The sequence below is a fragment of the Acinetobacter sp. ANC 5600 genome (assembly GCF_002018395.1).
Lineage (GTDB): Bacteria > Pseudomonadota > Gammaproteobacteria > Pseudomonadales > Moraxellaceae > Acinetobacter > Acinetobacter amyesii.
In genome coordinates this window covers 365989-388810 of record NZ_MVKW01000002.1, presented here as the reverse complement: position 1 = coordinate 388810, position 22822 = coordinate 365989, and the positions used below count along the sequence as shown (strand labels likewise).

Annotated in this window: 22 protein-coding genes; 18 read left to right on the top strand and 4 right to left on the bottom strand. The window is 39.9% G+C overall.

All coding sequences use genetic code 11. From position 1 onward, the window contains the following. Nucleotides 1-91 precede the first annotated feature (91 nt). The 4 genes from holA to B1201_RS05690 form a co-directional block, all read right to left on the bottom strand. Nucleotides 92-1075, bottom strand: a complete 984-nt coding sequence (holA, locus tag B1201_RS05705) for a DNA polymerase III subunit delta (RefSeq protein WP_078192676.1) — start codon at nucleotides 1073-1075, stop codon at nucleotides 92-94. A 9-nt stretch (nucleotides 1076-1084) separates the two neighbouring features. After that, nucleotides 1085-1618, bottom strand: a complete 534-nt coding sequence (gene lptE / locus B1201_RS05700) for an LPS assembly lipoprotein LptE (RefSeq protein WP_078192675.1) — start codon at nucleotides 1616-1618, stop codon at nucleotides 1085-1087. A 206-nt stretch (nucleotides 1619-1824) separates the two neighbouring features. Next, nucleotides 1825-4446, bottom strand: coding sequence for a leucine--tRNA ligase (leuS, locus tag B1201_RS05695; protein WP_078192674.1), 2622 nt, complete (start codon nucleotides 4444-4446; stop codon nucleotides 1825-1827). Nucleotides 4447-4573: 127 nt separating this feature from the next. Next, nucleotides 4574-4915: a DUF4124 domain-containing protein gene (locus tag B1201_RS05690; protein WP_228144753.1), complete on the bottom strand. Its 342-nt coding sequence runs from the start codon at nucleotides 4913-4915 to the stop codon at nucleotides 4574-4576. 699 nt (nucleotides 4916-5614) lie between these two features. Here B1201_RS05690 and B1201_RS05685 point away from each other — a divergent pair. The 18 genes from B1201_RS05685 to B1201_RS05595 all read left to right on the top strand — a co-directional run bounded on the left by B1201_RS05685 (nucleotide 5615) and on the right by B1201_RS05595 (nucleotide 22817). Further along, nucleotides 5615-7342 (top strand): acetolactate synthase 3 large subunit, encoded by a 1728-nt coding sequence (locus B1201_RS05685; protein ID WP_078192673.1) that lies wholly within the window; start codon nucleotides 5615-5617, stop codon nucleotides 7340-7342. Further along, complete coding sequence (gene ilvN / locus B1201_RS05680; RefSeq protein ID WP_078189625.1) at nucleotides 7339-7830, top strand: acetolactate synthase small subunit; 492 nt, start codon at nucleotides 7339-7341, stop codon at nucleotides 7828-7830. Before B1201_RS05685 ends, ilvN begins: the two co-directional genes overlap by 4 nt. Before the next feature lie 109 nt (nucleotides 7831-7939). Continuing rightward, a complete protein-coding gene (gene ilvC, locus B1201_RS05675; RefSeq protein ID WP_078192867.1) occupies nucleotides 7940-8956 on the top strand; it encodes a ketol-acid reductoisomerase in 1017 nt (338 codons plus the stop codon). Between the two features lie 281 nt (nucleotides 8957-9237). Continuing rightward, nucleotides 9238-9489 (top strand): hypothetical protein, encoded by a 252-nt coding sequence (locus B1201_RS05670; RefSeq protein WP_078192672.1) that lies wholly within the window; start codon nucleotides 9238-9240, stop codon nucleotides 9487-9489. Next, the gene (locus tag B1201_RS05665; RefSeq protein ID WP_078192671.1) at nucleotides 9476-10069 is read left to right on the top strand and encodes a DUF2971 domain-containing protein; all 594 of its coding nucleotides are present in this window, start codon (nucleotides 9476-9478) and stop codon (nucleotides 10067-10069) included. Before B1201_RS05670 ends, B1201_RS05665 begins: the two co-directional genes overlap by 14 nt. A 114-nt stretch (nucleotides 10070-10183) precedes the next feature. Then, the gene (locus tag B1201_RS05660; RefSeq protein WP_078192866.1) at nucleotides 10184-11008 is read left to right on the top strand and encodes an XAC2610-related protein; all 825 of its coding nucleotides are present in this window, start codon (nucleotides 10184-10186) and stop codon (nucleotides 11006-11008) included. A gap of 836 nt (nucleotides 11009-11844) precedes the next feature. Beyond that, a complete protein-coding gene (locus B1201_RS05655) occupies nucleotides 11845-12345 on the top strand; it encodes a hypothetical protein (RefSeq protein WP_078192670.1) in 501 nt (166 codons plus the stop codon). 91 nt (nucleotides 12346-12436) lie between these two features. Next, nucleotides 12437-13165, top strand: coding sequence for a molecular chaperone (locus B1201_RS05650; protein ID WP_078192669.1), 729 nt, complete (start codon nucleotides 12437-12439; stop codon nucleotides 13163-13165). A gap of 5 nt (nucleotides 13166-13170) precedes the next feature. Further along, entirely contained in the window at nucleotides 13171-15480 is a 2310-nt protein-coding gene (locus tag B1201_RS05645) for a fimbria/pilus outer membrane usher protein (RefSeq protein ID WP_078192668.1), read from the top strand. Nucleotides 15481-15493: 13 nt separating this feature from the next. Continuing rightward, the gene (locus tag B1201_RS05640) at nucleotides 15494-15904 is read left to right on the top strand and encodes a hypothetical protein (RefSeq protein ID WP_078192667.1); all 411 of its coding nucleotides are present in this window, start codon (nucleotides 15494-15496) and stop codon (nucleotides 15902-15904) included. A 474-nt stretch (nucleotides 15905-16378) separates the two neighbouring features. Continuing rightward, nucleotides 16379-16852: a sensor histidine kinase gene (locus tag B1201_RS05630; protein ID WP_078192665.1), complete on the top strand. Its 474-nt coding sequence runs from the start codon at nucleotides 16379-16381 to the stop codon at nucleotides 16850-16852. Between the two features lie 119 nt (nucleotides 16853-16971). After that, the gene (locus B1201_RS05625) at nucleotides 16972-18249 is read left to right on the top strand and encodes a glycosyltransferase family 4 protein (protein ID WP_373684759.1); all 1278 of its coding nucleotides are present in this window, start codon (nucleotides 16972-16974) and stop codon (nucleotides 18247-18249) included. Between the two features lie 190 nt (nucleotides 18250-18439). Continuing rightward, nucleotides 18440-18991, top strand: coding sequence for a phosphatase PAP2 family protein (locus B1201_RS05620; protein WP_078192663.1), 552 nt, complete (start codon nucleotides 18440-18442; stop codon nucleotides 18989-18991). Nucleotides 18992-19112: 121 nt separating this feature from the next. Further along, nucleotides 19113-19313 carry a Fe-S cluster assembly protein IscX gene (gene iscX / locus B1201_RS05615; RefSeq protein WP_078189615.1) on the top strand — a complete coding sequence of 67 codons (201 nt, stop codon included), beginning with the start codon at nucleotides 19113-19115 and terminating at the stop codon, nucleotides 19311-19313. A gap of 109 nt (nucleotides 19314-19422) precedes the next feature. Next, nucleotides 19423-19854, top strand: a complete 432-nt coding sequence (ndk, locus tag B1201_RS05610; protein WP_078189614.1) for a nucleoside-diphosphate kinase — start codon at nucleotides 19423-19425, stop codon at nucleotides 19852-19854. 123 nt (nucleotides 19855-19977) lie between these two features. Beyond that, entirely contained in the window at nucleotides 19978-21213 is a 1236-nt protein-coding gene (gene rlmN, locus B1201_RS05605) for a 23S rRNA (adenine(2503)-C(2))-methyltransferase RlmN (protein WP_078189613.1), read from the top strand. Nucleotides 21214-21228: 15 nt separating this feature from the next. After that, entirely contained in the window at nucleotides 21229-22032 is an 804-nt protein-coding gene (pilW, locus tag B1201_RS05600) for a type IV pilus biogenesis/stability protein PilW (RefSeq protein ID WP_078189612.1), read from the top strand. Continuing rightward, a complete protein-coding gene (locus B1201_RS05595; RefSeq protein ID WP_078192662.1) occupies nucleotides 22023-22817 on the top strand; it encodes a helix-turn-helix domain-containing protein in 795 nt (264 codons plus the stop codon). The genes pilW and B1201_RS05595 overlap by 10 nt, the downstream gene beginning before the upstream one ends. The last annotated feature ends 5 nt before the right edge of the window (nucleotides 22818-22822 follow it).

The following is a 22822-nucleotide window of genomic DNA, read 5'->3' as shown; positions in this document are numbered from 1 at the left end:
AAATACGGATAAATTGTGAACTTTTTGAACAAATAGTAATGATAATTATTCTTTTATACTGGAATGCAAGTTATTACAGCATTTTATTAGACTAGAAGAGTCTGTGCCCACACAAGCTGGCAATAGCTTGTTGTACCAAGTGCTCAGGATTTTCATGACCTAAACCTTTTATTGACGCGTCTAAACGAAGTAATAGGGCAGGCCAAGTCAAAAAATCGTTCGCATTTAAACGGCGTAACGCTTGTTGATACAGCCCGACTTTGGTTTTCCAAATACCGATTTGCAAGGCATTTTGTGGCTGCTCAAACAGTTGCATCAGCAAACGCATTTCCTTACTGATACTCCATAAAATCAGCGACATCGGCTCGCCTGAAGCGATTAAGTATTGAAAAATTTTAATTGATTGCGCCAAATTGCCTTGCAGCATGGCATCATTTAAATCGTAAGTGGTATAGCGTGACTGATCTTGTAAGCAAGAGTACAGATGATCAATCTGAATCATTTCAGCTTCAGGAAAAGTATCTGCAACACGCATTAAACTATTTTTTGCAGCCAGTAAGTTGTGCTCATGATGCTGTTCTAGCCATTGCCAAGCATCATTGGCGAGTTTAATGCCGAGCTTTTGTGCTTCAACGGCCAAAATTTGCTGACGATCTTTAGGGTAGTTTGCAGTCAGTGCAACATTGACTCCATTGGCATCAATCGTTTGGAAAAAACTGGTCTTTAAACTCGCACTGTCTTGCTTTGGCATGACCACGAGCAGCAAGTTGCTTTCATTTTGCTGCAAATAGCTTTTTAACAGTTTTAGTCCATTGACATCGGGTTTAATGCTGCCATGTGCCTCAATTGCCAGTTGACTGGAAAATAATGACAAGCTATTTAAAGCATTAAAGACATTTTTCCAATCAGCAGCAGAGCTAATGTCATACCGTTGACGCTCGACTTCTCGAGTGTTCCAACTCTTACGAAATGCATCCAGAAGATTTTGTTCAAGTAATGGCTCTTGACCATGTAGCACCCAGGCACCTTGCGCTTCATCTACACGTTTTAATGCCTGAAGATAGTCAAGTTTCATAAATCAAAATTACTCAGCTTTGGTTGGTGCAGTTAGTGGGTTCGCTTTTGGTAAGCGGTTTGATGAAATTTGGCGCACGATCTGTTGTGCAATGTCATCAATAATCACTTGTTTTAAATATTTTTCTTCTTGGTCATCAGTGTTCACGGTTGCTACGTCGTATTGGTAGCTACGTGTTGCCATCAATGTACGTGGTTCTGTCACAGGGTTACCTTGAGCATCTTCAATTTGGAACGTCACATTCAAGCGCAGTAAAGTTTCAACCAATTTACCATTGAGTTCTAAACGTCGCGGAGTGTAATCCAACACATGTAAGACATAGGCATTTTGATTATTGCTCAATTGCACGCCTGCAGAACCTAAATAAATCGCTAACTTTTCATGTAAGTCATCCGTATCTTCAGGAAGTGCCAAACGCATATTGGAATAGGCTACAGGTACAGCAGCAGGGTTGGTGCCTTTTAAATGAAAACCACAACCGACCATGCCTGCGCTCAGGCCCATAGTTAATACAATTGCAGCAACACGTTGAACCAAGTGCATAAAGTGTCCTCTGTTTCCCGAAGGGATAATGTTGAAATCCTGTGTGGATTGTAAAGTCAAAGCCCGTTGACTCGCAACGGGCTTTGTTTGGGAATTGTGAAATCCTTATATTCCCTCTCCTGTTAGGAGAGGGTTAGGGAGAGGTGAGTTTTATTAATTACCCTCATCCCAACCTTCTCCCAAAGGGAGAAGGAGCTGTAAGGTTATTAAACCACCAAATTCACTAATTTATTCGGCACAACAATCTCTTTCTTGGTTGGACCAGTCAAGAATTGTTGAACTTCAGGTAATGCTTTTGCTTGCGCCAAAATGTCATCTTTAGAGGCATCGACAGACACTTCTAATTTGCCACGAAGTTTACCGTTCACTTGCACTACAATCGTTTGTGTATTGCGAGTCAGCGCAGATTCATCTACCGCAGGGAAGCGTGCTGATGTTAATTCGATACCAAACTCAGCCAATAAGGTTTGGCTTAAATGTGGTGCAAAAGGAGCAAGTAAAGTTAGAAGGGTAATGATTGATTCACGTGCAACGGCAACGTCATTGTCATCTTTGGCTTCAAATTTATTGTTTGCATTCAAAAGTTCCATCATCGCAGCAATCGCGGTGTTGAAGGCATGACGACGTGCAATGTCATCACCCACTTTTTGAATGGTTTCGTGTGTTTTACGACGTAAGTCTTGTGCAGCGGTAGATAGTGCCGCTTTGTCAATGTTTGCAGCAGAGTTGCCTTGTTCAAGGAAACCAGATGCTAGGCGCCATACACGTTTTAAGAAACGGTTTGCACCTTCAACACCTGCGTCAGACCATTCAAGTGATTGATCTGGTGGTGCAGCAAACATCATGAATACACGTGCAGTATCTGCGCCGTATTGGTCAATAATGGCTTGCGGGTCGATACCGTTATTTTTCGATTTCGACATTTTTTCTTGACCGCCAACCACGACGTCTTGACCATCACCTTGATATTTCGCAGAAATGATACGACCTTTTTCATCACGTTCTAAATCGATGTCAGCAGGGTTAAACCAAGTTTTCTTACCTGACTCTGATTCACGGTAGTAGGTATCCGCAAGCACCATACCTTGAGTAAGCAAGTTGGTGAATGGCTCGTTCCCTTGTACCACACCTTCATCACGCATCAATTTGTGGAAGAAGCGTGCATAAAGTAAATGAAGAATTGCGTGTTCAACACCACCGATGTATTGGTTCACAGGTAACCAAGTTTGACCCGCTTCAGGTTTCACCATACCGTCAGTGAAATCTGGAGATGCATAGCGTGCATAGTACCAAGATGATTCTACAAAGGTATCCAAAGTATCTGTTTCACGACGAGCATCGCCACCACAGCATGGGCAAGTGGTTTCATAGAACTCAGGCATTTTGTTGAGTGGATTGCCTGAACCGTCTGGAACCACGTCCGTTGGCAATACAACTGGAAGTTGTTCTTCAGGTACTGGAACCTGACCACATTTTTCACAGTTGATCATAGGAATTGGACAACCCCAATAACGCTGACGAGAAACACCCCAGTCACGTAAACGGAATTGAACTTTCGAGTTGGCAAGTCCAGTCGGTTCTAATTTTGCAAGGAATGCATCGTACGCCCCTTGTAAGTCTAAACCGTCAAATTCGCCTGAATTCACCAGTTTGCCTTCTTTAGAACCGTACCATTCTTGCCAAGTTGTTGCGTCAAAGTCTGCATCGTCTGCACCTTTGGCATCAATCACTTGCTTAATGTTTAAGCCATATTTATTCGCAAACTCGAAGTCACGTTCATCGTGTGAAGGCACTGCCATCACCGCGCCTGAACCGTAAGACATCAAGACGTAGTTTGCGATCCAAACAGGAACTTCTTCACCTGTAACTGGGTGCTTCACAGAAAGACCAGTTGCCATGCCTTTCTTTTCAGCAGTCGCAAGATCAGCTTCTGCAACAGAACCCATACGGCACTCTTCGATAAATGCAGCAAGCTCAGGATTGCTTTCCGCAGCTTTAAGTGCCATCGGATGTTCTGCTGCAACCGCAACATAAGTCACACCCATGAGTGTGTCAGCACGAGTGGTAAATACAGTTAAACCATCTGCATAAACGTCTGGATTCGCTGAAGGGAAGGTAATTTCCATACCCTGTGAGCGACCAATCCAGTTACGTTGCATGGTTAAAACTTGCTGTGGCCAGCCGTCTTTTAATGTTTCTAAATCGTCAAGTAATTCTTGCGCATAGTCAGTGATTCGGAAGTAGTACATTGGAATATCACGTTTTTCGACCAATGCACCAGAACGCCAGCCACGACCATTTTCAACTTGTTCGTTTGCTAAAACAGTTTGGTCTACTGGGTCCCAGTTCACTGTTGAAAGCTTACGGTAAATTAAACCTTTTTTATAAAGCTGAACGAATAACCATTGTTCCCAACGGTAGTATTCAGGTGTGCAAGTTGCAAATTCACGATCCCAATCTACAGAAAGACCTAACTTTTTAAGCTGATTACGCATGTAATCAATGTTTTCAAAAGTCCATTTTGCAGGAGCGACTTGATGTGCAATTGCCGCGTTTTCAGCAGGTAGGCCGAAAGCATCCCAACCCATGGGTTGTAGTACAGTTTCACCTTGTAAACGGTGGAAACGGCTGATCACGTCACCAATGGTATAGTTACGCACATGACCCATATGCAGTTTGCCACTTGGATAAGGGAACATAGAGAGGATATAACGACGTGGTCCTTCTACTTGGTCGGCAACTTTAAAGGCTTTGCGATTTTCCCAGTCTTGTTGGACTGTCGGTTCAATCGCACTGGCTTGATATTCAGGGTCAATGTGAGTAGTCATAAACGTAAATAGAAATAACGGTTAAAAAGTTTGTGCTACAGCATAGCGCAAAATACGCCTAGAGTGAATTTTGCGATGCTGTGTAGATGTAAATAATTTAAGTCAAAATTGAAGGCTTTGGCGTAAATTATTGTGGTGCGGAGGCTACGGCTTGACCTTGGCGGAGCGCTGCATTGGCTTCGCGTTGTTGTTCCGCCAGTTGCTCATTTTGTTCATTCGACTGTTCGGCTTCACGTGAAACCTCTTCTTGGTTTTTTGCTGGAGTTGATTGCTTAGTTGTTGTTGCACCATAGGTATTCACTTTACCTTTACGCTGCGCATTTTTTGGCGGTGGCGTGGTGGTGTAATGCGTTGAACCTTTTGCATCCACCCATTTGTAATATTCTTTCGCTGAAAGCTCCAAACTGGTCAGGCAAAACGCCATGCTAGATAAAATACATGCAGTTCGTACAATCATCGTCTTCATCATAAATTCAGTCCCAAAGTTATAGTGATCATGCAAAATTATGCTGAAAATTTTGCGCTTTTTTGACAGCAGAATCTATGCATTTTTTAGCACAAAGGATAAAAGGGGCATCGTGTGGGATGAATAACTTTGTGAATGATGAATTGGGGGATTTATAAGCAATCAAAATATTGTGTTTTTATCATTTAATCCATGCCTTAAGTTGAAAGTGAGGCAATTGAATTAAAAATCCACAGCAATTCATTTAATTTATTTATTAGATTTATAAAAGTATTTTATTAAATACATGCTAACTGGTTATAAATAAACAAACTACAAAGAATGCAAAGAACGGGAGTGTGCTTAAAAAACAAACGGTCTGTAAGTAATCAGAAAAAAGCCCATTTTTAAACTTGACTTTAATGGTTGAAACTACAAAAATGCTGTCTTTAGTTTTATATGCCTTAGATCGATCACCCTTCGAATGAGTGCATTTTAGCAATGGACTTCTTCTCTAGCCGAGAGGTTGAACAAAGCCAACAAAATATGTTTATCCCAACATGTTTTAGACCCCATATTGCTCAAACAGCAAGCAGGTCAGATTTTTTTCTTATTGCTATGAAAACTATGAAATTTGTGTGCTATAACAGAGCACACAGTTAATGAATTAACCACGACAAATGCCCTCCATTTGTGCGTGAAAAAAGATTAGGGTGAATCACGTTGGAACTTTTATCTGGTGGTGAAATGCTTGTTCGCGCTTTAGCGGACGAAGGCGTTGAACATGTTTTTGGATACCCAGGCGGCGCAGTACTGCATATTTATGATGCGCTATTTCAACAAGAAAAAATCAATCATTACCTAGTGCGCCACGAGCAAGCTGCTGGTCATATGGCTGATGCTTACTCACGTGTCACAGGTAAAACAGGTGTCGTATTGGTGACATCTGGTCCGGGTGCAACAAATACCGTAACTCCAATTGCAACTGCCTATATGGACTCAATCCCAATGGTGATTTTGTCAGGTCAGGTTGCAAGCCATCTTATCGGTGAGGATGCGTTCCAAGAAACGGATATGGTCGGTATTTCGCGTCCAATCGTAAAACACAGCTTCCAAGTACGTCATGCAAGCGAAATCCCTTCGATTATTAAGAAGGCATTTTATATCGCTTCAAGTGGCCGTCCGGGTCCTGTTGTCGTTGATATTCCAAAAGATGCGACGAATCCTGCAGAGAAATTTGCTTACGAATATCCTGAAAAAGTGAAAATGCGTTCGTATCAACCGCCGCATCGTGGTCACTCAGGTCAAATTCGTAAAGCAATTGATGAATTGATCCATGCTAAACGCCCAATTATTTATTCAGGCGGTGGTGTGGTTCAAGGCAATGCTTCTGCACAGTTGACAGAACTTGCACATTTATTGGGTTATCCAGTAACCAGTACCTTAATGGGTCTTGGTGCGTATCCGGGCAATGATGAACAGTTCATCGGTATGTTGGGTATGCATGGTACTTACGAAGCCAATATGACGATGCACAATGCAGATGTGATTTTGTGTGTAGGTGCGCGCTTTGATGACCGTGTAACCAATAACCCTGCGAAATTCTGTCCAAATGCGAAAGTCATTCATATTGATATTGACCCAGCAACGATTTCAAAAACAATTATGGCGCACATCCCAATTGTGGGTGCAGTGGAGCCTGTATTGACTGAAATGTTGGCGCAATTAAAACAATTGAATGTGTCTAAACCAAATCCTGAAGATATCGGGGCTTGGTGGAAACAAATCAATGAATGGCGCCAAGTTCATGGTTTGAACTATGACAAACCAACTGATGGTTCGATGAAGCCACAGCAAGTTGTTGAAGCGTTGGATAAAATTACCAATAGTCAAGCCATCATTACTTCAGACGTTGGTCAACACCAAATGTTTGGTGCGCTTTACTACAAATACACACGTCCACGTCAATGGATCAACTCAGGTGGTCTAGGAACCATGGGTGTAGGTTTGCCATATGCTATGGCAGCTAAACTTGCCTTCCCAGATCAACAAGTAGTGTGTATTACTGGCGAAGCATCGATTCAGATGTGTATCCAAGAACTATCTACATGTAAGCAATATGGCTTGAATGTAAAAATTCTATGCTTGAATAACCGTGCATTAGGTATGGTTAAGCAATGGCAAGACATGAACTACGAAGGTCGTCACTCAAGCTCGTATGTTGAGTCACTTCCAGACTTCCCTAAATTAATGGAGGCGTATGGTCATGTAGGTATTCAAATTGACCATGCAGATGAACTCGAGTCGAAGCTTGCTGAAGCGATGGCGATCAATGACAAGTGCGTGTTTATTAACGTGATGGTTGACCGTTCAGAGCATGTATATCCAATGTTGGTTGCTGGCCAGTCAATGAAAGATATGTGGTTAGGCAAAGGAGAGCGCACACAATGAGACATATTATCTCTGTACTTGTAGAAAACGAAGCAGGTGCGCTTTCACGTTTGGTAGGTTTATTCTCTCAGCGTGGTTATAACATTGAGACATTAAACGTAGCGCCAACAGAAGATCCGACGCTTTCGCGTTTGACTTTAACCACGTATGGCGATGAGCATAAAATTGAACAAATCACCAAACAACTCAACAAGCTTGTCGAAGTTGTTAAAGTTGTTGATTTGTCTGAAGGTGCTCATATTGAACGTGAATTGATGTTAATTAAAGTCAAAGCACTTGGTTCAGCGCGCGCAGAAATTAAACGTACTGCGGATATTTTCCGTGGACAAATCGTAGACGTAACACCAACGACATATACCATTCAAATCGCAGGTACAACTGAAAAGATAGATGGTTTTATTGATGCCTTAGCTGAAAATACAATTCTAGAAGTTGTACGTTCAGGTGTTTCAGGTATCGCACGTGGCGAAAAAGTTTTAACTATCTAATTTTATATATTCACCTCACTCCTATGGGTGAGGTACTTGAAACGTGAATAATCAAACAGAATCACGTTATCAAGTTAAAGGAAACAAAAGCATTTTAGCGGAGACAGCAATGCAAATTTTTTACGATAAAGACACAGACTTATCTATCATCCAAGGCAAAAAAGTAGCAATCATTGGTTATGGTTCACAAGGCCATGCTCATGCGCTTAACCTTAAGGATTCAGGCGTTGATGTAACTGTAGGTCTACGTGCTGGTTCTACTTCTTGGAAAAAAGCTGAAAATGCTGGTCTTAAAGTTTCAGAAGTTCCTGCTGCTGTAGCTCAAGCTGACTTAGTTATGATTTTGACTCCAGATGAGTTCCAATCACAACTATACCGTGACGTAATTGAGCCAAACATCAAGCAAGGTGCAACGCTAGCATTTGCTCATGGTTTCTCTGTTCTTTATAACCAAGTTGTTCCACGTGCTGACCTTGACGTAATCATGGTTGCTCCAAAAGCGCCAGGTCATACTGTACGTTCAGAATTCCAACGTGGTTCAGGTGTACCTGATCTTATCGCTGTTCACCAAGATGCTTCTGGTAATGCACGTAATGTTGCGCTTTCTTACGCTTCAGGTGTTGGTGGTGGCCGTACTGGTATTATCGAAACTTCATTCCGTGAAGAAACTGAAACTGACCTTTTCGGTGAGCAAGCAGTTCTTTGTGGTGGTGCTGTTGAATTGGTTAAAATGGGCTTCGAAACTTTGGTTGAAGCTGGTTATGCACCAGAAATGGCTTACTTCGAATGTCTACACGAACTTAAATTGATCGTTGACTTAATGTTCGAAGGCGGTATCGCGGACATGAACTACTCAGTATCAAACAATGCTGAATATGGTGAATACGTAACTGGCGTTGAAGTGATTAACGAACAGTCTCGTGAAGCGATGCGTAATGCGCTTAAACGTATTCAATCTGGTGAATACGCGAAGATGTTCATCCAAGAAGGTGCGTTGAACTATCCTTCTATGACTGCTCGTCGTCGTCAAAACGCGGCGCATGGTATCGAAGTAACTGGTAACAAGTTACGTGCGATGATGCCTTGGATCCAAGCAAACAAAATCGTTGATAAAGAGAAAAACTAATTTCTTGAATCAATTGATTTGAATACGAAGACCCACTCATTTTGAGTGGGTTTTTTAATATTTAAAGTTACGTGTCTTAAAAATAGAAAAGTAGTGCTTTCATTCCTTACGCGTCACTCAGAACAGTGTGCTGCTTCGTTGTACTTCGTACAAAACAATGTTTTGTACTCGTTTATACTTTGGATCCAATCGAACAAAATCGTAAGCAAAGAAAAGAATTTATTTAATTATCTTTTGAGTTTTATGATACAAGGAACCCAATATTAGCGTGGGTTAGAATAATGATTTTATATAAATATGTGAGTTTTGAAGCTGCTTTAACGATTTTAAAAACAAAATCTCTAGGTTTTTCACATTTAGAAGATTTTAACGACCCATTTGAATGCACTGGTTTTGGTTTTTATGATTTGGATGTACCGACATCCGTAGCAATAGGGGCATTCCGTAATCAGTTTTCTAGAAAGTATGTGATTTTAAGTTTGACTAGAACCGCTTTAAATCCACTCATCTGGCCACATTATGGGGATAGTTAAAAAAGGTGTCGTGATCGGAATAGACACATGCAAAGCAGGCCTTGAAGATGGTGATCAATTTATTATTCCTTCAACAAAAGGGGAGTTGAGATATTTAAAAACAGCGCCGAAGCAGGCCAATGTGGCAAGTGTTGAAAAATTAATGTCGGTAGGAAATTCAAATATTTTAAATTGGGATAATGAAGAAGTTTTAATAAAGCATGGTTTGCTTTATAAAATGCAGGAATGGGCATACAAAGAGGAAGTACGTATTGTAAAAAATATTAGCGATGCTCAATTCGGGTATCGCTTTTCTACAAAAATACATGCATATATCAATGACCAACTTTGGCAAAGAGTCCAATTGCAAACGCGTCAAATTTATACGTTAAAATTGCCTGAAGAAGCCTTTGTTGAAGTATATGTTGGGAAAAATGCATATATTGATCTTAGAAGAAAGCAAGAGCTTGTGAAGCCAGTAATTGATCATAAGGTAGATCAGTTTGAATTGCTGAAAGATCTATGTATTCAATTTAATATTGGTTTGAAATGTATTTCATTAGATTTGGAAACTTGGGCTTTAAAAGCGACTCCAATTTAATCTGATGATTTGAGTTGTAGGTGGTTTCAAAACTCCTATATTTGTGTCATCTGTGTTGAATTTAGGTTGTGATAGAGTAGGCATTATTCATGCTGTATGGAGTGTGTAATTGCAATGAAAATATCAAAAATCTCTCTTTTACTCGCTCTTTGTCTACCAGTGGTGAGTTTTGCACAAGAGGCAGATATAACACTGCCTGAGTTAAAGCCTTTACCTGATGTTCGGATATCCATGCAGCGGATGCTTCGCTCGACTGAAGGACGCTATTTCTTAGATTTGTATGCTGGTATATGGAATCCGCACGGGACTTTGACTGATCTGCAAGAGCCCAAACAAATTAACTTTAAAGGGACTCAAAAAGCTGATTTTATAGATCTGAATTCAGTCAATGTTGGGACTGAACAAAGTGCGGCAACTGCTTATCGATTGGCAGGAACCTTGAATGCAAATACAGGCTCGTTTAAAGCAGAACTGACTGAACAAACGGTACCACCATCTACAAGTTATTTACAGTTTGAACCTGCATTTAAAGCAGTAGATAAACCTATCCTGCTGTTTAAGTTTTATGGAGTGCAATCCGCAGACCAACCTTATGGGAAGTCTCTAAAACGCGTAGATGTGATTAATAAATCGAATGGCAAAGTACTACAGTCATTACAAGGCTTTAATGCTTTTGGGAATAGTATGGGATTCTTAGATGTAAACTTTGATGGATACTATGATGTTGTACTCTCAGACACTTCTGATGGTCGAAAAATAGAAGATAAGCGATTTATTTATTGGATGTACAATCCTAAAACGAAAAATTTTCAACGCTCACCACAATTGGAAAAAATTGTTGGCTTCCCAAAATTAAAAGGAGAGTTGCAGCAGATCGACTTTGGATCAGGTCAAATCTTTCGAGTCGATCAAGGATTGCTTTATCCAGTCAGTGAGTAAGTTAAATTTTTTAAAAAGCCCCATAACTTGGGGCTTTTTTTTATTTATAGAATTTTCTAAAGAAGAATCCAGGCAGTTTTAAAAGAGGTAGTCAGTATTTTGAATAAAAAATCAAAGTAAAAAATGCGTTGAAAGAGAGGGACTGAATTTCAATATATGTGATAATTCACGTAATAAATGAGATTCTAAAAATTTGAAAAACAAAAATTTGAAATTTAAAAAAGAAAATATGATTTACAAAAGCTTAACATTGGAAACTAAGACGTGTTTCCAAACCTGTAATTTAATACAAAGGCTCAGTATTTGGTGACGTGATTCTTGTATTGCGTTTCAAAAGACATACCTGAAAGTGGTGATTATACATTTGAGATTCTATTTAAAATTTAAATTTAATCGGTCTTTACTATTAATATAGTTGAATATTCACGTAGTATTGTTTTGTTTGAAAATTATTTTGAACTATTTCACAAATATTTGGTGAAATATGTAACAGCCTATATTATTTTTAATGTTACTAAATTTAATAAAAACAATAAGCTATAATATACCAAAAAATAGGGATATGAAAAAAATCCCCAAAATTTGGGATAAAGAGGAAAATTAAATAAAAACATAAAAATTAAAAATATTTAATATATTACAAACACATAATTTAAATATTTATAAAAAATAATATTACATGAATATTCGTGTGAAATTTCCATATTAGGTTCTTTTTTTCTCAACATGATTAAGAATGAATCAGCACCTAGGGAAAGTAAGATTAATTAGTTTTTCTTAATAAATATCCTTTGATGCACATACTAATAAATCTCATATGAGAATGGAGAAGTGAAATGTCTACATCTAAAATTTTAACCGCAGTACTATCTGCAACATTGTTCGTAGCACTTCCAGCAACATCTGCAATCGCTGGTGGTAAAAAAGAATCTAAACAATGTGGCGGTGCGCCGTGTGAAGGCGAAATCGACATCGAGTTACAGATTCTGAAAGCATGTGAGCTTTTGGTAGGTAAAGACATCAAACTCGTTGAAGACAGTTATACAGGTGCTAGTAGCTTTCAAGTTACAACAAACACTCCATATACACTGAATTTATCTACAATGAATGCAGGCACAAGTGCAGATACTTTTGTAAAACATGAAACGACTACTGATAAAGTAGCTACAAAAATCACGACTACAAAAGGTGGTGTGAATTATCCAATCGGCTCTACACCTGTAGCTGGTATGAGTGTTGATAACTTCACAGTATCAGTTGCTCCAAAAACTGCAATTTCAGCGACTCAACGTGCTGGTACATACAAAGATACTTTATATATCAAAGTAGCTTACTAATCCAAATTTAGGGAGTTGATTCTACACAGTTAGGGTCAACTTCTTTTTATTTTGAATTGATAATAATATTTAAATGTACTGGGGTGAGTATATGAAAAGTTTATTCAAAGTCGTTTCATTAAGTTTAATGACTTGCTTATTGAGTGCTCAAATATTTGCAGGTATTTCAATTAGCCCTGTGCAATTATATTTAACCGATAAATCTAAACAACGCAGTGCGACATTTACTTTGGAATCGAAAGGGGATGATGAGACACCACGTATTTTTGAAGCTAAAGCATTTAAATGGACTCAAAATGCTGCAGGTGAAGATATTCTTTCACCTGAATCCAATATTATTATCAATCCGAAAAATTTCATTCTAAAACCAAACTCAAAACAAATGGTTCGTGTGGGTTTTACTCAATCTGTAGAGAGTATGAATCTACAACAAGAAGAAGCATGGCGTATTATTTATACTGAGCTACCTCAAGTGACGAACTCTGAATCGAAAATTGCACTGTTATTAAGTATTAATGTGCCATTTTTTGTCGGCAAACAAGAACCAGCTTATTTAAAATTTATTGCCAAAAAAATGAATGGTCGCACCATTATTCAGGTTGAAAATTTAGCAAAATCACACATTCAAATCCAAAAAATTTATGTCATCGATAAAAGCAAGAAAACAGTCGCTGAATCTTCCGATATGAAATATTTATTGGCATTAGGTAAAAACCAATACGACATCGGGAATGTTTCTTTACAAGGCGCTAGTAATTATAAAGTCGTTGTGGAAACAGATAAAGGTGACACTCCTTTGGAGTTTAATTTAGTTGAGTAGTGGCTATGAACAGAATTACATTGCTTCTATATTGTATTTTATGTGCTAATTCTGCTCATGCAGAAGCCGTTGATATGCCTGATGATTTATTTCCAACCAGTATTTGGGTAAACGAAGTAGACCGCAAGAGCGAAGTATTATTACTGACTGAAAATAACAAGTTTTATATAGAGTGCGCAGATCTTGATAAGCTGCAAATTAAAGTAGAAATTCTGAAACGACATGCAACTAAAAATTCATTTTGTTTGGTAACGGATCAAGATATTCAGTCTGGATTTGATCCTCAATTGCAAGCCGTCAAAATTAATCTTCCATCAAAATATTTCTTTGGGCTAGAAACTGATACCTTAATCAGCCAGCCGATGCCTGCAAATTTTGGTGCATTTCTTAATTATGAAATGCATTTTGAAAATAATACTCAACATAATAATTTTGGTGTGCTACCTGAACTGGGCGTGTTTAAAGACAATTGGATTTTAAGAAATAATGCCTTTTATCGAAATAATAAAGGGGATGATTATCGTGAAGAAAAATTCGTCAGGTTAAATAGTAGTCTTGAGTTTGATTTTTCTAAAAGTGCGACCAAACTGATTATTGGTGATACGACCTCTGCATATAGTGCATTAATTCATGGTGTGCGATTTGGTGGTTTGAGTTTTGGTACAGAGTATACGTCACGCCCAGATTTCGTGTATTGGAATATTCCAAGTCTAAAAGGTAGTGCGGTTTTACCTTCGACTGTTGATTTATATATTGATGGCGTAAATATTTATCAGAAAAAGATTTCACCTGGAGATTATAACTTACAAACAGGTGCCAATATTGAAAGTGCCGGTACAGCGCAAATGGTTGTACAAGATGTATTGGGGAATACCACTGTTCGAAGCTTCCCGGTATTAATTAGTAGTAAATTGCTTAAAGAAGATTTAAATGATTACAACATATCATTAGGGAAACTACGCTTCAGTTATGACGAAGAAAATAGCGATTATCGCGATTTTTTCAGTTCAGCCTATTGGCGTAGAGGTGTTACCAGTCGTACCACTTTAGGTGCAAGTGCTACCTATAGTGACAAAGTAAAAAATGCAGGACTGCTATGGACGCAAGCGGTCAATCGATGGTTTGTTTTAGACAGTATTTTTTTAGGCAGTAAAACCGATGACGACGATGGCTATTCTGCAGGTTTGGCTATCAGTCGTAATTTCGGGAAACTCAATTTTGGTGTGAGCTCACGTTACGCTACAAATGATTATCGGGCGTTGGGTTATGAAGATAATCATATTTTTCCAAAATTTGAAAATATGGCGTATTTGAGTTTTGCTAATTTTCCATTCTTTCAAAATTTAAACCTGAACTATATCGAACAAACCCAGTATGAATCTAATGATCCTTTATTTGAATTAGAGGATCGCAAAATGCTCACAGTGGGTGTGAGTCGCGAAATCACACAGAATTTAATGTATACCGCCAATTATTTTAAAGAATTTGGTGATGGCGATGACTCAGGTGCCTTTATTACATTTTCTTATAATTTTGGTGGTGGTAAACGTATTCAGGCTGATGCAGGTACCAATAAATCCGGCGGTGTACGTTTCATCCAAAATGCATTTGGTGAATATGGTGCAAATTATGCGCTCGGTGTGGATTATCGTAATGATGAAACGGTATTAAATGCCTATGGTGGTTTGTCCACTAATGTTGGTGATTTAACCTTGAGTCATCTCTATAGTGAAAATGATTCAACAACACAGGTTGGCTACCGTGGCGCTATGGTGTGGTTGGGTGGTCAATACGCATTGACCAGTTTTGTCGATAATGCTTTTGCTTTAGTGAATGTTGGTGGTCGTGAAGATATTGATGTCATGCGATCAATGTCTCCAGTCGCGAAAACCAATAAAAAAGGCTATGCCTTTGTACACGATATTGTTCCTTATATTAATTACGATATTTCATTTGATGAAAATCAATTGCCGATCGAAAGTAAAGTTCCAAATGCTGCACATCGTTTAGTCGCATTAAGGCAGCGTGGTTATAACATTAATTTTTCAGTATTTGATACACAACAAATATTGGTCAAAATATTGGATGAACAAGGTCATCAATTTGTTGCAGGAAGTGAAGTTGCAATTGATACCCCAGAAGCTGATGTTTATCCAGTGGGTTCAGATGGCACGGTGATGTTATATGGTTTGGTTGAAGGCTACTACAAGTTGACGGTGAGGACCAGTGGTGGTCGATCTTGCCAAACAGCATTAACAGTGCCGAAAAAGGTAGAAAACCAAACTCCTGAATTAATTACATTGCAGTGTAAATAAAGGAGTATTTCTAATGAAAAGTATTTTATTCATCTCAGCAGCGTTATTTAGTTCAATGACATTTGCAGCACCGAGTCGTTGTGAAATGGGACGAATCAGTGAAACCAATATGCGCTTGGCAAATTACTATAATAGTCAAGCGGCAAGTTCATTTAGTGTCGATTGTTCAGGTAAATACCGCATACGCTTTAATAGCCGAAATTTGCAGGATACTTCGGGCAGTAGTTTTGTGACGAATGGCCCGATTAAGCTCAAAACACGGATGACTGTTTCAGGTGCGATGGAAAATCTGTGGAATGTTTCTACCGAGCAAGGCGCTGGCAAAAATAACTATGTGATTGCTGTGCGTTTGGTAGAACGAGTGAATGCAACGACACCTGCAGGAATCTACCGCGATACAGTCTTTGTAAATATGGTGTTTTGAGATGCTTAGCGACCGATTTTCTTCATGGCTAAGGTGAATATATGCAGAGTGCTGATTTCGTTCATACCGCTAGATTGAAGCTTGATGATAGATATTTAGGTGAATCTTGGGCTTTAATCTAAGTAGCTTAATTTTCTGCTATGCGTATAAAGTCAGAAATGAAGGAAATTTGATTTCAGCATATGCTTCCCCGATAACTACTTTGGGTGTGGCGATTATTTTTGCACTACGCTTGACTAAAAGTGTAAGACGAATTGAAAAATTTAATGGCACTTTGGCCACACTGGTCACGCAAGCAAATGAGAGTAAATACACATTTTACACAATCATTATCAGTTGGAAATGGAAAATACTCGCTTGCAAGAGCGTATTCAAACAGCACATGACCTACATGATGGCTCAGCTAGATCATTGCGATTAATGGCATAAGCTGAGCAGAGCGCCAAAGATCTGACCAATCCACAATTTTTATCGATGTTGAAAATTTTAAGAGATGATTTACGACATATCATAGATAGCGGTTGTAGTTTAGGCACTAAACTACCTGAAACACCTTTGTTATGGATGGCACCCTTTAGACACCGTTTTAATCAGTTATTTGATGAGCTCGTTATACACGCTAAATGGTCAGTTCCTGCGAAATGGGAAGTGGATGTTACTCCATTGGAATGTCTAAGCTTACAGCGTGTAGCTGAAGAAGCATTAACCAATATTGTGAAGCATAGTCATGCGACCGTGGTGCAGATCCGAATTTATTATGAAAACTCGGCGTTGATAATGGAAGTTGAAGACAATGGCGTGGGGGGTGATGTGGATCTGGTCAATCAAGCCGGTTTGAGTGTGGGGCTTCGTAGTATGAGTGGGTGTTTAGAAAGGATGAACGCAGATATGCAAATCACTTCTCGTGCGGGTCAGACGATTTTAAAAGTGATTAAAAATTACGGATAAATCATGATTTTGTAGATGAAATAAGATAATTTTTTTCAATAAACTGTCATCAAATAATCATCAAAATGCAAAAAACTGCTGCTTAAACTGTGGATAAACATTTATAAGAAGCGTGTAAGATCATGACAGAATCGGCTAACGATTTGGGGTGTATGCAGGATGAACCTGCACGCTTTCAATTCCAATTTAAGCATATGCAATCACGAATGGATGTGCAAACGGTCTCAACTTTAATCCGTCCAGGTCTAAAAATCGCCATTGTTACAGATACGTGGGCGCCAGAAATTAATGGTGTTGCACATTCTTTATTGCAGTTGTGTAAAGGCTTGCAGCAACAAGGCAACTCAATTTTTTTAATACGTCCTGAACAGTCCGAAAGTTGTCATGATTTCAGACCTGATCAAGAGTGTTTGGTTCGAGCGCAGTCGATTCCTAAATATTCAGGTTTACAATTTGGCTGGCCGCAATTGATCAAACTCAGTAAAGCTTTAAAAAAAGCCCAAGTCGACATTGTGCATATAGTCACTGAAGGACCTTTGGGATTTGCTATGCTTCAACTGGCGCGTTCTTTACAGATTCCTGTGTCCAGTGGTTTTCATTCGGCCTTTCATGATTTTAGTCGCTTCTTTGATTTAGCGTTTTTAATGAAGCCTGTACAACATTATTTACGATGGTTTCATAACAATACTCAACTCACCTGTGTCCCGAGCCAAGATACTGCGGATGCCTTGCATCGATTAGGTTTTAGTTGTCCATTGGTGGTGGTGGGGCGAGGTGTGGACCATAGTCGATTTTCTCCCTCACATTATCGAGCAGAACTGAGACAACAGTGGCAAGCAGATGAACATACCCGCGTGATGCTCTATGTCGGTCGGCTATCTCCTGAAAAAGAGGTGGATGTTTTAATTTCAGCCTATCGTTCGATGTTGGCCATGGATGCACGAACGAAATTGGTCATTGTGGGTGATGGGCCAGATCGTGAACGATTAATGCAACTGGCAAAATCACTAGGTGTTATTTTTATGGGAAGTTTAAGTGGTCAGGTTTTATCGGAAGCCTATGCCAGTGCGGATGTGTTTGTTTTCGCAAGTCAGGTTGAGACCTTTGGTAATGTGGTTTTGGAGGCAATGGCCAGTGGATTGCCGGTGATTGCATATAATGCTGCATGTGCCCAACTGCACGTGAGAAATCAGCAAACGGGATGGTTATGTCATTTATCCCGAACCGATGAATTTATACGTCTTATGCAGCAATTGCCGCAACGCGCTAAATTAAAAACAATGGGCATCGAGGCGGCAAAAGACGCTGCTAAAATCGGATGGCAATATCCTGTACAGCAATTTGAGCAAGCGCTATATCGCGTGGTGGATCAAGCCATGATGAGCCAATGGAGCTAGCGCTATTGGTTATATACTGGTTGAGCATCCTCATAACCAATATTCATTGAACTGTCATCAAAGCATCATTGCACTGTCAAAAAGATAACTTAAGCTGAGTCAAATACAGATCTCAACTTGTAAAAATAACAACACAAATCTAGCTCAACCCCAACACAGTCAGGCTTTGACTGTAGATAGGAGATTAGCGATGAATTTTAAAAATGCAAAAACAAGAATGCTGCATCTCGATTTAAAAGGCTGTATTTATCTTAATCATTTTTCACATCAACAAGTTGTGGCTGACATATTTAAAATGGTGAGTCGACTTGGTGATGGTGTGTTTTGGTATGTTATGTTGGCGACGGTTTGGATCGTGCAGGGCATGTCTTACAGTGTACAAATCGTCTATGTATTACTGGGTGGTTCAGTCGGCACCTCGATCTATAAACTCCTCAAAAAGAAAACTGTGCGTCCAAGACCTTATCAAGTGCATCAAGTGATTCGCTTAGGTGAACGCCCTCTAGATCATTTTAGTTTTCCATCGGGGCATACTTTGCATGCGGTCATGGCGACAACAGTGCTGGGCTATATTCAACCCATGCTGTTGGTCTTGATGTTGCCCTTTACGTTATTAGTGGCGTTATCCCGCATGATCTTAGGTTTGCATTACCCCAGTGATGTCGCAGTCGGTGCTGCAATAGGCGCTGCAGTGGGTGCCGCAATGATTCTCTGTGCACCTCTTTTTGGTTTGGTTTTATAGTTTGATGTGGACATCACAATTGCAAAATCTGGTAATAAAAAAATTAAAAGGGTTTATCACGTCCAATTGCTGAAATTTGTTAAAGTAAGCCATCATTCTATAGACGATGTTAGGAAGACCCATGGGTTTACGCTGGACAGATACCATTGATATCGCAATTGAGCTGTATGAAGCTCACCCTGATGTTGATCCGCAATGGATTCGCTTTACTGACCTACATGCATGGGTATGTGCATTGCCAAATTTCACTGATGACCCAGAAAAGTCGACTGAAGGTCTGCTTGAGGGAATTCAGATGGCCTGGATTGATGAGGCAAGTTAATCCCTACATCGAAAAAAGCAATTTTTTTGTATAGCAAAAGCAGAAAATAGCGCATTATTCGGTATAATGCGGCAAATTTTTCACGTCAAATTGACTTAAGGAGCCTCTCATGGCTATTGAACGTACTTTATCTATCGTTAAACCAGACGCAGTTGCTAAAAACCACATCGGCGACATCTTTGCTCGTTTCGAAAAGGCTGGTCTTCAAATCGTTGCAACTAAAATGAAACACTTGACTCAAGCTGAAGCTGAAGGCTTCTACGCTGAGCACAAAGAACGTGGTTTCTTTGGTGACCTAGTTGCATTCATGACTTCTGGTCCAGTTGTAGTTTCAGTTCTTGAAGGCGAAAACGCAGTTCTTGCTCACCGTGAAATCCTTGGCGCAACTAACCCTAAAGAAGCTGCTCCTGGTACTATCCGTGCAGACTTCGCTGTAAGCATCGACGAAAACGCTGCTCACGGTTCTGACTCTGTAGCATCTGCTGATCGTGAAGTTAACTACTTCTTCGCTCAAACTGAGATCGCTCCACGTACTCGTTAATTCGAAGTATTCAAACCAGATAAGTGGTATACTGCTTGTCTGGTTTTTTTATTCTCTGAATAATTCTTTGCTCAATAACTGAGCTTCTCCTTTGATCTTTAGACATGGTTTAGGTAATTACACATGAGTACTGAAGTAGTCGCTACATCAGCTGTTTCTGATGCACAGCAACAATCTCCATCCGCTCCGACGCAGCAAAATACTGTGGAGAAAGTGAATTTACTGGGCATGTCACGTCCGCAAATGGAAAAATTCTTCGAAGAAATGGGGGAGAAAAAGTTCCGTGCTGGGCAGGTGATGAAATGGATTCATCAGTTCTTCGTGACTGATTTTGCTGAAATGACCAATATTTCTGGCAAATTGCGTGAAAAACTAGAAAAGATTTGTGAAATTAAAGCGCCTGAAGTGGTGCATAAAAATTATTCTAAAGACGGTACTCGTAAATGGGTGTTCCGTGTAGGTGATGGTGCAGGTTCATTGGTTGAAACCGTGCTCATTCCTGCAGAAGATAAAACCGGCGCACGTAAGACCTTGTGTATTTCGTCACAAGTGGGCTGTGCTCTGGACTGTTCATTCTGTTCAACGGGGAAACAAGGCTTCCAACGTGACTTGAGCCAAGCTGAAATTATTGGACAGCTTTGGATGGCGAACTTCTCTTATATGGAAGATGTGCCAGTTGCTGATCGTGAGCGTTCAGTGACCAACGTGGTGATGATGGGCATGGGTGAGCCACTATTGAACTATGATGCTGTATTGAATTCAATGCGTATCATGCTGGATGACTTTGCGTATGGTATGTCGAAGCGTCGTGTGACTTTATCAACCTCAGGTGTGGTACCTAAAATTGACCAATTGGCACAAGACATTGATGTAGCCTTGGCAATTTCACTTCATGCGCCAAATGATGAACTACGTAACGAACTTGTTCCGATCAATAAAAAGTATCCGTTGGAACAGTTGATTGCCGCGTGTCAGCGTTATATCGCCAAAGATGGTAATGAAAGTTCGCGTAAACACGTGACCATCGAATACGTGATGTTAGATGGTGTAAATGACCATCCTGAACATGCACAGCAAATGTTAAAGCTGTTGAAAAACCTCCCAAGCAAAATTAATTTAATTCCGTTTAACCCGTTCCCGCATGCGCCATACGGTCGTTCAAGCCGTAACCGTATTATTTCTTTCCAAAAAACTTTGTCTGATGCTGGTTTTGTGTGTACGATTCGTCAGACACGTGGTGATGATATCGACGCTGCGTGTGGACAACTCGTGGGGCAAGTTGCTGACCGTACTCGTCGTGCGGAGCAATGGAAAAAGAAAGTTGCGCAGCAAAATGAGATACTGCGCTCACAAGGATAATAAAGAGGCAGCCAATTGAAAAAGTTAACGTATAAGTTCACTTTCGTTTCAGCTTTATGTGCATCGGTTTTGGCATTAACAGCATGTCAAACGCCTGAGATTGGGAAAAAAGACCCAGAGAAAGCCGTAAAAATCAGAACGCAATTGGCTGTTGAACACTTAAAAGCAGGGGATTTGGACTCTGCTAAACGCGCATTAGATCAGGCTTTAGAGGTGGATTCTCGTGATTCTCAGGCCAATATGATGATGGGTGTCTTACTACAGCGAGAAGGCAGCCCAGCCAACTTAGAAAAAGCAGATAGTTATTTTAAGCGTGCAATTTCAGCAGACTCAAAAAATTCTCAAGCACGTAACAACTACGGTACGTATTTATATCAAGTTGAGCGCTATAATGATGCGATTGAACAGTTCAGCATCGCAGGTTCAACTTTAGGTTATGATCAACGTTTCAAAGCATTGGAAAATTTAGGTCGTATTTACCTGAAAGTGGGTGATGTGGCGAATGCTGAAAAATCATTCAAACAAGCTTTGCAGGCTAATCGTGATTCTTATGTTTCAATGTTAGAGTTGTCTGAAATCTTTTATTTGAATCAGCAGTTCCCTGCTGCCACACAAATGTATGAACAATTTGTACGTGCAGTAGGACAAAAAAATCAGGGTGCGCGTGCACTCTGGATTGGCATTCGAACAGCGCGTGCCAATGGCGACAATTTGGGTATGCAAGTACTGGTCAATCAGTTACGTGCTTTGTTCCCAGAAAGTCCTGAATACCAACGCTATTTGCAATTACAGTACAGTACTGAGGCCGTATGGAAGTAAATCCTAATTCACCGCAATCGAATGGTTCGAGCGTAGCTCCAAATGCATTAGGAAATGTACAACGCCCAGGTGAGTATTTACGTCAAGTACGTATTACGCAAAAACTGGAACTTGAAGCTGTCGCATCAGAACTCAATATTCCATTAAAAACACTGACTGCACTTGAGCAAGATGATTATAAGTCATTGCCTGAAGCGACCTTTATTAAAGGTTACTACCGCACTTATGCCAAATATTTAAAAGTTGATGCAACCAATATCATTCAACGTTTTGATGATATTTATGCCAACGATACGGGATTGTTGCCAAATCACGCGTTAAACAATTCACCGATTAAAATAATGGGTAAATTACCCGGTTCTAATCGTGACCGTAATCGTAAATGGATCAAACGGGGTCTGATTGCATTGGCGGTGTTGTTGGTCATTGGTGCGATCGTGGCAGCGATTCAGGGCATGACCTCAGGCAGCGATAATGAAGACGCTGTGACCAATGATGTCGCTTCAGAAGTTCAAGTCCTCGACATGAATGGCGGAAATGCAGCGGTCAGTGGCGATCAATTGACATTGACCTTTAGTAGCCCGACTTCAGTACATATTGTTGATTCGACGGGTAAGGTGTTGGCGACGGGTCGTCAAGCATCGACGCTCAACTTAAACGGTGAAACACCATTCCAAATTCGTTTGGATGATGCAACAGCAGTGTCATTAAGCTTAAATAATGAAAATATTTCATTGTCACCATATACCGTAAACGGCAAAGCAGATTTCCGTTTATCACGTTAAGGGAC

What these genes read in the sequence shown, in the direction of transcription:
- B1201_RS05650 (WP_078192669.1), top strand. Translation starts at nt 12,437, where the DNA reads ATGAAAAGTTTATTCAAAGTCGTTTCATTAAGTTTAATGACTTGCTTA.
- iscX (WP_078189615.1), top strand. Translation starts at nt 19,113, where the DNA reads ATGGGTTTACGCTGGACAGATACCATTGATATCGCAATTGAGCTGTAT.
- B1201_RS05595 (WP_078192662.1), top strand. Translation starts at nt 22,023, where the DNA reads ATGGAAGTAAATCCTAATTCACCGCAATCGAATGGTTCGAGCGTAGCT.
- B1201_RS05630 (WP_078192665.1), top strand. Translation starts at nt 16,379, where the DNA reads ATGTTGAAAATTTTAAGAGATGATTTACGACATATCATAGATAGCGGT.
- B1201_RS05690 (WP_228144753.1), bottom strand. Translation starts at nt 4,915, where the DNA reads ATGATGAAGACGATGATTGTACGAACTGCATGTATTTTATCTAGCATG.
- leuS (WP_078192674.1), bottom strand. Translation starts at nt 4,446, where the DNA reads ATGACTACTCACATTGACCCTGAATATCAAGCCAGTGCGATTGAACCG.
- B1201_RS05620 (WP_078192663.1), top strand. Translation starts at nt 18,440, where the DNA reads ATGAATTTTAAAAATGCAAAAACAAGAATGCTGCATCTCGATTTAAAA.
- ndk (WP_078189614.1), top strand. Translation starts at nt 19,423, where the DNA reads ATGGCTATTGAACGTACTTTATCTATCGTTAAACCAGACGCAGTTGCT.
- B1201_RS05640 (WP_078192667.1), top strand. Translation starts at nt 15,494, where the DNA reads ATGAAAAGTATTTTATTCATCTCAGCAGCGTTATTTAGTTCAATGACA.
- ilvC (WP_078192867.1), top strand. Translation starts at nt 7,940, where the DNA reads ATGCAAATTTTTTACGATAAAGACACAGACTTATCTATCATCCAAGGC.
- B1201_RS05655 (WP_078192670.1), top strand. Translation starts at nt 11,845, where the DNA reads ATGTCTACATCTAAAATTTTAACCGCAGTACTATCTGCAACATTGTTC.
- ilvN (WP_078189625.1), top strand. Translation starts at nt 7,339, where the DNA reads ATGAGACATATTATCTCTGTACTTGTAGAAAACGAAGCAGGTGCGCTT.
- holA (WP_078192676.1), bottom strand. Translation starts at nt 1,075, where the DNA reads ATGAAACTTGACTATCTTCAGGCATTAAAACGTGTAGATGAAGCGCAA.
- lptE (WP_078192675.1), bottom strand. Translation starts at nt 1,618, where the DNA reads ATGCACTTGGTTCAACGTGTTGCTGCAATTGTATTAACTATGGGCCTG.
- B1201_RS05660 (WP_078192866.1), top strand. Translation starts at nt 10,184, where the DNA reads ATGAAAATATCAAAAATCTCTCTTTTACTCGCTCTTTGTCTACCAGTG.
- B1201_RS05670 (WP_078192672.1), top strand. Translation starts at nt 9,238, where the DNA reads ATGATTTTATATAAATATGTGAGTTTTGAAGCTGCTTTAACGATTTTA.
- B1201_RS05665 (WP_078192671.1), top strand. Translation starts at nt 9,476, where the DNA reads ATGGGGATAGTTAAAAAAGGTGTCGTGATCGGAATAGACACATGCAAA.
- B1201_RS05645 (WP_078192668.1), top strand. Translation starts at nt 13,171, where the DNA reads ATGAACAGAATTACATTGCTTCTATATTGTATTTTATGTGCTAATTCT.
- rlmN (WP_078189613.1), top strand. Translation starts at nt 19,978, where the DNA reads ATGAGTACTGAAGTAGTCGCTACATCAGCTGTTTCTGATGCACAGCAA.